We start from the raw sequence: 12,392 nt of genomic DNA, 5'->3' as shown, positions 1-12,392 counted from the left end.
CTGTACTATTTTTGAAGCATTTCTATGATTTTGTCCAGAGTAATCATTTCTGATATTTCTTCTGGTTCAAAAGATTTATCAAAAGAGTCTTCTAACTCTACAATAAGGTTTAAGTGCCTTAGTGAATCCCAGTTCTCGATAGTTTTCTGGGAAATCTCTGCTGGGAAATCTGCAATAGGTAATTCAAATACCTCAGACATAATTGCAACTATTTGCTCTTTCATTGTTCTTTATTAATTATTTAAAATTTATGGTATAATAATCTTTAATTTCTATCTCTAAATCTGGGTTGAAGGAGTATTTCTTAATGCCTTCTGGGTCTTCGCTATCTATTGTAAAGCCTACTTTTTCCAAGAAATCTTTAGTCATTGCATTTTTCTTAGATGGGATGTATTCTGCTTTTACTTCTTTACCTGTTTGGGATTGCAGGTGTTTTATAATACTTAGTAGGGTGATTTTTTCTATCTCACGACCTAATATCCTACAACTTAAAAGGTAAGAATCGAGGAATAAAGTATTGTTTTGCTCTTCAACAATGCAGGCAATGGTAATACCATTATCGCCAAACTTATCCTTTACATTGGCACAGTAAATATGGCTTCCATTTTTGAGTTTAAGTTTGAGGTCTTCCTCTGTATAGCGCTGAGTTCTTAGATTAAATTGATTGGTTTTCTGAGTCATTTGAGCAATACGGGAGATATTAGCATCATTTGCAGAGATAATATCTACTACGATATCTAAACTTGCGAGATAATCATCCATATTATTAAAGACTTTTTTGCTCTCGTTTCGGAAGAAGTTTTCTTTATACTGCTCGGTTTTATTTAAGTCCTCCTGCGAGAGCTCAAAAGCAGTGAAGTACTCATTATAGACTTTCCAAAAGAAATCTACCAAATCATAAGGCTTGTCTGGAAAATCTGGAACTTCTACCTCTGGAAGAAATTCTTTTACAATGCCCCTCTCAATAGGGTTATCGTCTATAAAGACAAAGCTATCGGTACCGATATTAAGCTCTTCTGCTATTGATTTTATATTCTCTGCTTTATTCTGCCAATTGATTCGATAAGCGGAGAGTACTTGGTCATTAATGAGATGATTAGGGTTTTCTCTCCACAGCTCTTGTACATCTGCAAGGTTGTTTTTGCTACATACAGCCAAAATAACCCCTTTTTTGGAGAGCATTAAAAGTAATTCTTGAAAACTCTTAAAGGCATTACCTGGATAATCTTGTCCGAGTTTTACACCGTGAACACCATCTTCACCTACAACGCCTCCCCAGAGTGTATTATCACAATCTAAAACAATGCACTTCTTTCTTTTAAGACTGATGAAATCCAGTTGGCTATTGAACCAATTCTTAAAAGGTTTAGCCAGTTTTGGGTTAATAATCATTTGAGATGTAAAGAAAAATCGCCAGTCTACTTTATCGATTGTTTGGTTTTCAAAAAACTGATTAAGCTCTACTACCTTTATATTATTCTGCTCAAAGGAAAGGGATTTAAGGTATTGATTAAATCTGAGGATGGCTGAACTCAGCTCAGAATGTTTTATTTGCCAGTTCTGCTGATACTCCACAGGAAGGGTAAGGGCAATAATCCTCTTATCTGAAATCAGATGGGTAATAAGGGAGATTTTAGATTGTATTTCCTCTATTTCTTCTATCTGCTTTTCTGGAGTTTTGCTCGGGTCTAGCTGATAGAAAAGGATGATGTTATCATAATCTTCCTGAGGGAGGGATACATCTCCATAACCACTGAAATGAGTAGTATTATCAAAGAGATACTCAACCGTATAGTTTCTATAAACGATGTTTTTCATTATTTTTCTAATAGTTCTATTAATCCTACAGATGGGTTATACAAAAAGCATATCTTTCTATTGCTAAATGCAACGGCAGGTGTGGGAGGAAGGACTACAGCAAATCGTTGCTTTTTAAGTTCTTCTATTTTCTCATTAAAATTTGATATTTCATAACAGATATGGTATAATGAAGTGCCTGATTTAGCTAAAATTTTTGATACGGGATTCTCCTCTTGGGCAGGTTCTACAAGTTCTATCAGATGGTTGTTTTCATTTTTGAGAAACAATAAATTAACTCCTTGTATAGGGTCAAAAATGATATCGGAAGCTGTTTGATAGCCTAAATTAAGAAATGATTTAATGCTTTTCTCAATAGATTTGGTCGCTAAACCATAATGATGGACTTTCATATTATATTTCAATTAAATCACTGATATAAGTATCTGCTAAATCCAAAGATGCGGCAGCCCAAGAAAGCCCTGCTCCAAATCCACTCATAATAATCTTATTATTAATAGATTGCTTATCTTTCAATTCACTCACTATTGTTAAAGGGATAGTTGCTGAACTTGTATTTCCAAATTTATCTAAACTAATAGGCACTTTTTCCATATCATATTTTAGCTTTTTGCTAAAAAACTCAATCATAAATTTATTTGCCTGGTGAAATATGATAGAATCATAATCAGAAATATTAGTCTGAGTAGCTTCTAACAGTTCTTTTATACTTTTAGGAACTACTTTCAAAGTAAAATTAAATACATCTATTCCATTCATATAGATTTGTAACTCATTTCCTATGCTTCCATCTTCACGAATTTTCTCTTCTAAACTATTTTTTGTAAATGGATTTCTACAAGCTCCCCCAGGTACATTAACAGATGCCCATCCTTCTCCATCTGTATGTAAAATAGCATTAAAATTATTTCCTTCTTTTTTCTCCAAAAGAGTTGCTGTTCCTGCATCTCCATAGAGTAAAGCATTAGTTTTATCTTTTGAATTTACAATTTTAGAGAATGTTTCTCCATCAAGTAATAAAACTCTATTTATACTAGGCAGATTAAGGTATGTAAATGCTGTAGTTAATGCATAAATATATCCACTGCAAGCTAAAGAGACATCAAAGCAGATAGTATTTTTGCTAAGTCCTAAACGATTCTGAAGTATAGGAGCTGTAGCTGGTATCTTATAATCTGTAGTCTGAGACATAAATATGAGTACATCAATAGAATCTTTATCTATATTTAAATCGGAAAGTAATTTTTCTGCAGCATTATAGCATAAATCGGATGCACAAATATTTTCATTAGAAATTCTGCGCTCTTTAATTCCAACTGATTCTATTGTTTTTTTCAATTCCTCTTCTGGAAAAATATGATTAAGACTTTCGTTTTTAATCACTTGTTTAGGTACACAAGCAGAAATACCTTTAATTGTAACATTGGGAATGTGAATATAAGCCATTTACTTTTGATTTTGAACAATATTGTATATATCTTCCACAGTTACTGCATTTTTAATATCATTATGAGTTAGAGCTACATCATATTCCTCTTCTATTACAGCTAAAAGTCCTAATGCGGCTAAGGAACTCCATTCTTCAAAGTTCTTAAACTCTGTAGCCATTGTTACTTCTGATACTTCTACTTCATCAAATATTGATGTAAAGTCTTCTATAAATTTATTCTTGTCCATTATATTTTTTTTAGAATTTAACTTTTATTGCAGGGTTTCCTATATAGAGCCCTTCATCTTTTATACTTCTCAGCAGAATACTGCCTGCTCCTAATGTATTTTCATTACCCATTTTTTTATTCTGAATAATCCCACTATTAAAACCCAAAAGATTAAGGTTACCAATATGTACATTACCAGAAATTTGAACATTTGGGCTAAATACATTATAGTCTCCAACAAGATTATCATGACCAAGTGTAACTCGAGTATTAAAGACATTAAAATCACCTATTTTAGTATTACAACTGATTATAGTATTTAATGCAAAAATATTTCCATGCCCGATATTTATACTATCTTTCCCTAAAAACTGTACAGTAGGGTGAATAATATTAGGAAAAATAAGATAATTATTATTTATCAGCTGTTTTACAGTGAAAATATGCTTTGGAGTACCAATAGCAATAGCTACTTCCAATGGATAATCAATAATATTCAACTGCTCTACTGTACCTACAATCTTTCCAAAATTATTTTTGAGAAGCCCTGGTGCATCATCAAAAAAACCTATAAACTCATATTTTGTATTTTGAGCCCGTAACATATCTCTCCATATACAAAAGACCTCTTGTCCAAACCCTCCCGCACCTACGATTGCTATTTTTTTCATATATTAATTTATTAGTTTTTTCCATTAAAATTTTCTACAGTGGCGTGCCCTTCTTGGGAGATACCCTCGCGGATGAAAACCTTTTTTATCGTTAGCAATATGATTTTTAGATCTAATAAAAAGCTGATATGATCTACATACCAAACATCGAGTTCAAATTTTTTAGTCCAAGATATCGCATTTCTCCCATTAACCTGTGCCCAACCCGTAATACCAGGTTTTATTTCGTGGCGACGGCGCTGCGTTTCGCTATACAAAGATAAATATTCTGGCAGTAAAGGTCTTGGCCCTACGAGAGACATATCTCCTTTGATCACATTAAGGAGTTGAGGGATTTCATCAAGAGAGGTTTTTCTTACAAATGACCCAATTTTGGTGAGCCGTTTAGCATCTGGGAGGAGATTTCCATTGGAATCTCTCTTATCATTCATCGTTTTAAACTTGATAATCTTAAAAATCTTCCCATCTTTCCCTGGTCTTAGCTGATAAAAGAAAGGCTTGCCATCATTAACAAAAAATAGCCCCACCATTACCAAAAAAAATAGAGGGAATAAACAGATAAAACCTATGAATGACAGGCTAAAATCTAAAAATCTCTTGATAAAAAGGCGGTACATTCTTACTTAAACCTAAATAAATTTAGTAACAAAAATAAATAAAATTTCTTGGTATCTCTCATTAATTGGGTGTTATATTTCAATATCATCTTATTTCGTTGGAAGTAAGAGCCGAGAAAGGCTCGGTATATCTTATAATAATCTGAACCTGGTTCTATATACTTTATATAGTTCTCAATGTGTTTTTTATGATAACCTCTGAGGACTTTACCTATTTTATACTTAATCGTACTAAAAGATAATTGATTAAGATGCCCATGTACATTATTATTATGCAAACGATAATGAATATAAGAATTTCCATCTATACAGACCTTAAACCCTCTACTTCTGGCGAAGAAATATACCAACCAGTCATGCGAAAACTCTTCCCAACAAGAGGAATCTACCGTAGGTATAAAGGCTTTGAGTTGCTGAGCAAGATTTTTAGTAAAAACATAGGTGCAACCAGCACTCCCCCCCTCGAAGAGGAAATCATATTTCTTTTGTGGGTAATCTTTTTTTAGCAGAAAGAAACTATTGTTCTGCATATCCCACTTGGTAAGATTAGAGCAATAAAGCGCTGCATTCTCTGCTTCTAATTTTTCTACTGCAGCACTCAGTTTTTGAGGTAACCAAATATCATCTTGGTCTGCAAAGGCTACAAAATGAAAGTCTTCATTAAAATCTATCTCTGTTATCATTTTAAGGAAGTTATTTGCTGCAGAACCTGTAGCAGGAGTATTTATCTTAACCTTTAATTCTGGAAATTTTTCTTTAACGAGGGCTACAGTTCTATCTTTACTTGAATCATCATTAATAATAAGATCTACAAGAACCCCTTCCTGATTTAATATTGACTGAATCTGCTCCTCTATATACTTTTCTCCGTTGTAAGATGCGAGCAGGGTTTTTATTGTTTTCATAATGCTTAGCTTATTTCGTGCGTATCATAGAAAGTATAGATAAAATGGAAAAGAATCACTATAGAAGCATAATCCATTAAATTATTAAAGCGTTTGTATTTAGTATCATCTACCCTAATAAAAATAAGCCCCGTAAGTAAATAAGGTGAATACCTAAATGCTGCGATAGGACTAATAAAAAATACCAGTATATAAAGCGCAAGTGTAGTAATAATTACTGGATGGAAGAATCGCTTCCTTAGAAAAAGATAAGCAACAAAAGTAGCAGACATAAAGACAGCAAAAAATATATAATGTATAATACTAAATATCTGTTTCTCGCTATATGCATTAAACTTACTATTTATCAACTCAAGCTCTGGTCGGTTTAAAAGAGTACCTACAAATATTACTGATACTAAAAGGGAAAAAACAATAGTAAAATAATAAAAATACTTCTTACTCTTATGAAAAATAAGCACTATTGGAACAGTAGAACTAAAGTGCATAAACGGAGTAAGATATACTAATTTTGTAGTTTTCTTATCATTATAAATCTGATGGATAAAGTATGCAAATATAACATATGGAATCCCATTCCTAAGCAAAACATAGGAGAACAACAAGTAGTAGAGGGAGAAAAATATCATTTTTTTCCAAGTACGGACATTTTCTGCCCAAATAAGCCATATAAAAAAGCTATTAACAATGATGAAATTAAAGTAAAACATCAGTTGGAAAACTTCTTTTCTGGTATCTAAAAGGTTTGAACAGAAAGTATGAAGCAAATAGAGATAAGGCTCTTTGGTAAAATAATCAAGTAATTTCTCTGGTTTCTCCATTCTATACAGATGATAGTATGCCATATAATCTTTGCCCCAACTTACATCTATAGAGAAACGTAAAATAAAACTGAAAACGATAAAAGCAAATGTAAAAAATGCTTTATGAACAGGATTCTTGTGCAGACATCCTAAATAAAAAAAAAGGAAAGTAATTCCCAAATATAAATGTAACTCATTCATTTTATCTAATAAATAAAAGAATTAATATTAATACAAAATGAGCACATATTCTACTTGTGGTAATGATGTTAAGCTCTTTTAATCCTTTACCATTATCAATAGAAGCCATCATCCTTGGATCTATAAACAGGAGGAGACTCATAGCTCCTACTGAATTCAGTACCTGGCTATAAGAACTTAGCATAAGAACTTTCTGCGGAAAATAAAATGCAATGTAGTAAAGAAAAGTCATACTAAAACCATATACAGATGAAGCTAGAAAAGAAAAACCAAAAAACAAACTGTCTTTCTTAAAATTAATAGCCTCCTTTCTAAAAGTAGGATTCAAAATAATCGTGAAATCTTTTTTATACTCTACTTTTCCAAGGAAGAAATTAAGTTTTGATATAATAAATCTTGATATAGCTAAGGAATACCTTCTACTATAAAGCATTATAAGGAGAAGAATGACGAATATGTGTGCAAGGAGGGTCATTAGCCAGATTAAGTCCTTATCTTTTACAGACTCGGTATAGTAGGCCATAATAGGTGCGAAGATAAGAATAAACCCCCGAGCAGAATACTGAAAAACATTGATAAGGGAAAAAAGATATCTGAAATTTTTATTATCGTGAAGATTAAATTTTAAATGATAGGTAAATACATCTATATAAATAGATACAGCATACATTAGTGGAGCTATAAGAAATTTAATATCCATCTTTTTTTCCTTTCTTCAATTATTATAGTTTTTCTTTAGGCTTTTCAAGTATAATATTACTCTCTTCCTATATTCTATTCTAAGCAATTTTGTGATGGCTTACTAAATTATCCTTCCATCTTGCAGATTTTTTTAGAAAAATCTCTTATTAGTTTTTAAAAATTTATTACTGATGCCAAAGGTAATGATTATCAATAAATGTACATTGTCTTCATATAACTTTTTCAGCCTAAAGATCTCTTATTCTATAAGTTTATTAATTTAATAAAATAGCAGATAATTTTGGAATTAAAGTCTCTTATCCACATTCTCAAAAACACCTTTTACATCATAGACTACAGTACTTGAGGTCTTTAAAGTTTCTATATCTAAATTTTTAAAATCTTTATGAGCTACCCCAAAGATAATTGCATCATACTTCCCATTAGGGAGTTGCTGAGTACTCGTGATACCGTACTCATGCTGAACCTCAGAAGGATTTGCCCAAGGGTCAAAAGTACTTACCTTCACACCGAAATCCTCCAAAGCAGAAATGACATCTACGATTTTTGTATTTCGGACATCTGGGCAATTTTCTTTAAAAGTTACCCCAAGCATTAGGACTTTAGCACCATTGATTTGAATATTCTTCTTAATCATCGCCTTTATCACTTGCTCTGCAACATATTTGCCCATAGAATCGTTCATTCTTCTCCCCGCAAGGATAATCTCTGGATGATAGCCGTATTCTTGAGCCTTCTGTGCTAAATAATATGGATCTACACCGATGCAATGTCCCCCAACGAGACCTGGCTTAAATGGAAGAAAATTCCACTTAGTGCCTGCTGCCTTTAGTACATCGTGAGTATTGATATCCATTAGATTAAATATTTTAGCCAATTCATTTACGAAAGCAATATTAATATCTCTTTGAGAATTTTCAATCACTTTTGCTGCTTCAGCAACTTTAATAGTTGGCGCAAGGTGAGTTCCTGCCGTAATTACTGATGAATAAAGGTTATCCACCACTTTTCCGATTTCTGGTGTGGAGCCAGAAGTTACTTTTAGAATTTTCTCTACAGTATGCTCTTTATCACCTGGATTAATCCTTTCAGGGGAATATCCAGCAAAGAAATCTTGATTAAATTTCAATCCTGAAGCCTTCTCCACCACAGGGATACAATCTTCCTCCGTTGCCCCAGGATAAACAGTAGATTCGTAAATAACAATATCTCCTTTTTTGATGACTTTTCCTACGGTCTCACTTGCTTTTATAAGAGGTGTAAGGTCTGGGCGATTATTCCTATCCACAGGTGTAGGAACAGTGATAATGTAGATATTGGCATCTTTTATATCTTCCAGATTTGATGAGCAGAAAAGTCCGTTAGAACTTGTATTGAATGGGTTTTCTCCAACCAAAACTGACTTCAAAAGTTCATCAGAAACCTCCAAAGTTTCATCGTGTCCTGCATTGAGTTCTGTAATTCTTTTCTGGTTAATGTCAAATCCTACCACAGGGTATTTCATTGCGAATAATCTTGCCAATGGAAGACCGACATATCCTAAACCTATAACTGCTATTTTATGATCCATTTTTTATATTCTTACTTTTTACTTTAAATTTTTCCAATACCAATCTACAGCTTCTTTTAGTCCCTCTTCAAACTTATGAGTAGGATGGTATCCTAAATTCTTCTGAGCCTTTTCTATACTTGCCAATGAATGAGGAACATCCCCCTGACGATTAGGCCCGTGGAGGATTTCTACATTAGCGATTTCAGTATCGTATGCAGAGAGATATTCTTTTAATAATTCTGCCATTTGCTTGATAGTTGTTCTGTCTCCCACCGCTGTGTTATACACTTGATTAATAGCTCCCTCATCTTCTGAAATGAGTGCAAGGAGATTCATCTGAACGACATTATCTATATAGGTAAAATCTCTGGAATAAGTACCATCTCCATTGATTGTAGGAGACTGATGATTCATCAATTGAATAACAAACTTAGGAATAACCGCAGCATAAGCTCCATTAGGATCTTGCCTTCTCCCAAATACATTGAAATATCTTAATCCAACAGTATCAAAATTGTAAGTTCGTTTAAATACATCTGCATAAAGCTCATTTACATATTTTGTAATTGCATAAGGAGAAAGTGGTTTTCCAATAACATCCTCTACCTTTGGTAATGACTGGGAGTCTCCATAAGTAGACGAACTCGCGGCATAGACTAACCTTTTTACCGCTGCATCTCTCGCTGCAACGAGCATATTGAGAAAGCCTGATACATTCACATCATTGCTTGTAACAGGGTCATTGATGGAACGAGGAACAGAGCCCAAAGCAGCCTCATGAAGCACATAATCCTGACCTTTGCAAGCTTTTTGGCAAGTTTCTAAATCACGAATATCACCTTCTATAAGGGAAAATTTAGGATTAGAGAAAAATGGTTCAATATTATGCCTGTGTCCAGTAGCAAAATTATCTAAAACCGTAACTACAGCTCCGATTTCTAATAATTTTTCACAAAGATTAGAGCCGATAAAGCCTGCTCCACCCGTAACCAATACCTTTTTATCTTGTAATTTTGAGAAGTCCATATTAAACCTTATCCTAATAATCTTCTGAAAAATCCTTTTTTCTCTTTGCTATGGTAGCCGTAGCCGTATTTATTACCATAACCGAGATTCGTCTTACTTACATCATTAATAACAAAAGCAACATTGTTGAGCTTATGACTGTTGATATTATCATTTGCAAAATTGATAAGCTCTCGCTCAGTGTACTTAGAACGGGTAACATAAAGCGTGGCATCTGCAAGCTCCGCGAACAATAATGTATCCGTAACAAGAAGTAAAGGTGCTGTATCTACAATGATATAATCATACTGAGTGCTCAATGTATTGAGGAGCTGCTCAAATCTACCATTAGAGAGGAGCTCTGTAGGGTTTGGAGGTATCATTCCAGAATAAACTACATCACAATTTGGATTAAATAGCGACTGATGAATGATATCCTCTACCTGTATATCGTCAGAATGGAGATATTCGGTAAGACCTGCATAGGCACGGCTTTTAGGATCGTATCTCTGCAACTGAGGATTTCGGATATCAGAACCTATAATGAGCACTTTGGTTCTAGGATTAGCAAGAGTAAGCGCCAGATTGATAGAAGTAAAGGTTTTACCCTCGCCTTTTACAGAAGAGGTAACGAAAACCACTTTACCTTTGTGCTTTTTAGGAAGCATAAAGTTCAGATTCGTAATCAGTATTCTAAATGCCTCAGCAACTGGTGAAACATCATTTACTTTAATAATATCATCCTCTCCTTTCTTAATGCTTGGCAATTCTGCTATGACAGGAGTGGTGGATAGCTTTTGAATATCATGCTTAGACTTGATTTTATTATCTACAAGCTCATAAATATAAATGATAGCTAAAGGAATGAGGAGACCGATAACCAAACCTACAAGCAGGATAATCATATTCTTTGGAGCGACGGGCTTATCAGAGGGGTATGCGGTGTCTACCACCCTTGCTTTATCGGCAATAATGGATTGAGTAATGGCAGACTCTTCCCTCTTCTGCAAAAGCAATAGATAGAGGCTTTCTTTTATCTGCTGCTGTCTTTCTATCCCTCTGAAAAGTTTCTCCATAGAGGGAAGTTGAGAGATTCTGCCAGAGATTTTATTCTGCTCGCTAAGGAATTCATTCCTTGTGATTTCTAAAGCGATTTTATTCTTTTGTAAAGACTGCAATACAGAGGAACGCATCGCATTAATCTGCTTTGTGAGGTCTATTACGGTAGGATTTTCCTCAGTAGCGGATTCCAAGAGACGATTTCTCTCAAGGACGAGCTTATTATAGGTAGAAATTACAGTAGAAGCATCTGCATTTTGAAGCCCGACATTAGTTGGGAGGACTTGGTAAGCTCCTTGTTTGGAGACATAGGATATCAGCGAGTTGGTAAGCTCAAGCTGGGCATCTGCTTCGAGTTGTTTTGCTCTGTTTTCAACGGTAGTTTCGAGACTGAGCTTAGCTTCGGTAGGGATATCAGTAATTTTATAATCTACTTTGAACTGCTCTTTTTTATTTTCTACATCACCGAGTTCTATGGAGAGTTTTTTTATTCTTTCATCGATGAAATCGAGGGTTTTTTTAGACTCCGAACTCTTGTCGTCTATCGCATCAATATTATAAGCAATAATGAGGTCATTGATAAGATCCTCTGCTTTTTTGATATTAGGGTAATTCATAGAGAGCGCGATAACCGTAGCATCTTTATTGACCAAATCTACTTTTAGAATCTCTTGATAATAATTCACTGCCTTTTCAAGCGAAGAAATATGAAGCTCTAATGCAGATACATCTATGTCTTTATTGAGTTTTGGATTGTAGGTCTCGTTTTTAGTGATAATCATTTTGGCATAAGGCAGGGAGATGGTCTTCCCAAGCTCAGAGGTGATTTCTTTTTTGAGTTCATCAGAATTGAGGCTCAGTTTATTGCCTTTAACGATAAGCTCTAAAGGTTTTTTAGGGAAGTCTACATTAGGAGTTTCACTGATAATCTTCACACTAACAGGAGAAGTCTCTTTGTAAAGCTCTACCTTTCTAAAACCTTTCTTAGCAAAGAGGCTTGCTTGAAAATTATTATTCTGTACAACTTCACGCATTAGTTTTTTGGAGCTGAAAATCTGGATTTCATTATCTATGCTATTGGTTTTTAATCCACCAAAACCAGACAAATCAGCAAGGAGCCCGAGTTCTGGACTACCAGAGGAATTATCTGCATCTTTTATAAGAACGGTAGACTCCACTTTATAAACAGGAGTCATAAACTTCAATGCAAAATAAGTAAGAAATAAAGTAAGGAATATACTTATGATAAACCATTTCCAGCGCTGTAAGTAAGGCTTTATGATTTCCGCTAAATTAAATTCTTCTGAAGTGTTTGTATCTATCGTTTTTTCTGATGACATTCTTTTTTATATTAATCGTTGATGATTTTATCTAATGAAAAGGAAACAGGCTAAACCCGTG

Annotated in this window: 13 protein-coding genes; all 13 read right to left on the bottom strand. The window is 33.9% G+C overall.

The window, feature by feature from the left end:
* Nucleotides 1-5: 5 nt before the first annotated feature.
* On the bottom strand, nt 6-224 hold the full coding sequence (locus DBX24_RS08185; protein WP_120489112.1) for an acyl carrier protein: 219 nt from the start codon (nt 222-224) through the stop codon (nt 6-8).
* Between the two features lie 13 nt (nt 225-237).
* Nucleotides 238-1,818, bottom strand: a complete 1,581-nt coding sequence (locus DBX24_RS08180; protein WP_160224544.1) for an HAD-IIIC family phosphatase — start codon at nt 1,816-1,818, stop codon at nt 238-240.
* Nucleotides 1,818-2,210 (bottom strand): VOC family protein, encoded by a 393-nt coding sequence (locus DBX24_RS08175; RefSeq protein ID WP_120489114.1) that lies wholly within the window; start codon nt 2,208-2,210, stop codon nt 1,818-1,820. Before DBX24_RS08175 ends, DBX24_RS08180 begins: the two co-directional genes overlap by 1 nt.
* Before the next feature lies 1 nt (nt 2,211).
* Entirely contained in the window at nt 2,212-3,264 is a 1,053-nt protein-coding gene (locus tag DBX24_RS08170) for a 3-oxoacyl-ACP synthase III family protein (protein ID WP_160224543.1), read from the bottom strand.
* On the bottom strand, nt 3,265-3,495 hold the full coding sequence (locus DBX24_RS08165; protein ID WP_120489116.1) for an acyl carrier protein: 231 nt from the start codon (nt 3,493-3,495) through the stop codon (nt 3,265-3,267).
* A gap of 10 nt (nt 3,496-3,505) precedes the next feature.
* Nucleotides 3,506-4,147, bottom strand: a complete 642-nt coding sequence (locus DBX24_RS08160; RefSeq protein WP_120489117.1) for a PglD-related sugar-binding protein — start codon at nt 4,145-4,147, stop codon at nt 3,506-3,508.
* An 11-nt stretch (nt 4,148-4,158) separates the two neighbouring features.
* Nucleotides 4,159-4,764: a sugar transferase gene (locus DBX24_RS08155; protein WP_160224542.1), complete on the bottom strand. Its 606-nt coding sequence runs from the start codon at nt 4,762-4,764 to the stop codon at nt 4,159-4,161.
* A gap of 2 nt (nt 4,765-4,766) precedes the next feature.
* Nucleotides 4,767-5,669 carry a glycosyltransferase gene (locus DBX24_RS08150; protein ID WP_160224541.1) on the bottom strand — a complete coding sequence of 301 codons (903 nt, stop codon included), beginning with the start codon at nt 5,667-5,669 and terminating at the stop codon, nt 4,767-4,769.
* A 5-nt stretch (nt 5,670-5,674) separates the two neighbouring features.
* Nucleotides 5,675-6,673 (bottom strand): EpsG family protein, encoded by a 999-nt coding sequence (locus DBX24_RS08145; protein WP_120489120.1) that lies wholly within the window; start codon nt 6,671-6,673, stop codon nt 5,675-5,677.
* A gap of 1 nt (nt 6,674) precedes the next feature.
* Entirely contained in the window at nt 6,675-7,373 is a 699-nt protein-coding gene (locus DBX24_RS08140; protein WP_120489121.1) for an alkanesulfonate monooxygenase, read from the bottom strand.
* 288 nt (nt 7,374-7,661) lie between these two features.
* Nucleotides 7,662-8,945 carry a nucleotide sugar dehydrogenase gene (locus tag DBX24_RS08135; protein ID WP_160224540.1) on the bottom strand — a complete coding sequence of 428 codons (1,284 nt, stop codon included), beginning with the start codon at nt 8,943-8,945 and terminating at the stop codon, nt 7,662-7,664.
* 18 nt (nt 8,946-8,963) lie between these two features.
* Nucleotides 8,964-9,953 (bottom strand): SDR family oxidoreductase, encoded by a 990-nt coding sequence (locus tag DBX24_RS08130; RefSeq protein WP_160224539.1) that lies wholly within the window; start codon nt 9,951-9,953, stop codon nt 8,964-8,966.
* An 8-nt stretch (nt 9,954-9,961) separates the two neighbouring features.
* The gene (locus tag DBX24_RS08125) at nt 9,962-12,331 is read right to left on the bottom strand and encodes a GumC family protein (protein WP_120489124.1); all 2,370 of its coding nucleotides are present in this window, start codon (nt 12,329-12,331) and stop codon (nt 9,962-9,964) included.
* Between the last annotated feature and the right edge of the window lie 61 nt (nt 12,332-12,392).

It is taken from the genome of Bergeyella cardium, assembly GCF_009914665.1.
Taxonomy (GTDB): Bacteria; Bacteroidota; Bacteroidia; order Flavobacteriales; family Weeksellaceae; genus Bergeyella_A; species Bergeyella_A cardium.
This window is presented reverse-complemented; position numbering and strand designations above follow the sequence as displayed.

Coding starts and splice junctions, on each gene's coding strand:
- DBX24_RS08185 (WP_120489112.1), bottom strand. CDS start 224: ATGAAAGAGCAAATAGTTGCAATTATGTCTGAGGTATTTGAATTACCT.
- DBX24_RS08180 (WP_160224544.1), bottom strand. CDS start 1,818: ATGAAAAACATCGTTTATAGAAACTATACGGTTGAGTATCTCTTTGAT.
- DBX24_RS08175 (WP_120489114.1), bottom strand. CDS start 2,210: ATGAAAGTCCATCATTATGGTTTAGCGACCAAATCTATTGAGAAAAGC.
- DBX24_RS08170 (WP_160224543.1), bottom strand. CDS start 3,264: ATGGCTTATATTCACATTCCCAATGTTACAATTAAAGGTATTTCTGCT.
- DBX24_RS08165 (WP_120489116.1), bottom strand. CDS start 3,495: ATGGACAAGAATAAATTTATAGAAGACTTTACATCAATATTTGATGAA.
- DBX24_RS08160 (WP_120489117.1), bottom strand. CDS start 4,147: ATGAAAAAAATAGCAATCGTAGGTGCGGGAGGGTTTGGACAAGAGGTC.
- DBX24_RS08155 (WP_160224542.1), bottom strand. CDS start 4,764: ATGTACCGCCTTTTTATCAAGAGATTTTTAGATTTTAGCCTGTCATTC.
- DBX24_RS08150 (WP_160224541.1), bottom strand. CDS start 5,669: ATGAAAACAATAAAAACCCTGCTCGCATCTTACAACGGAGAAAAGTAT.
- DBX24_RS08145 (WP_120489120.1), bottom strand. CDS start 6,673: ATGAATGAGTTACATTTATATTTGGGAATTACTTTCCTTTTTTTTTAT.
- DBX24_RS08140 (WP_120489121.1), bottom strand. CDS start 7,373: ATGGATATTAAATTTCTTATAGCTCCACTAATGTATGCTGTATCTATT.
- DBX24_RS08135 (WP_160224540.1), bottom strand. CDS start 8,945: ATGGATCATAAAATAGCAGTTATAGGTTTAGGATATGTCGGTCTTCCA.
- DBX24_RS08130 (WP_160224539.1), bottom strand. CDS start 9,953: ATGGACTTCTCAAAATTACAAGATAAAAAGGTATTGGTTACGGGTGGA.
- DBX24_RS08125 (WP_120489124.1), bottom strand. CDS start 12,331: ATGTCATCAGAAAAAACGATAGATACAAACACTTCAGAAGAATTTAAT.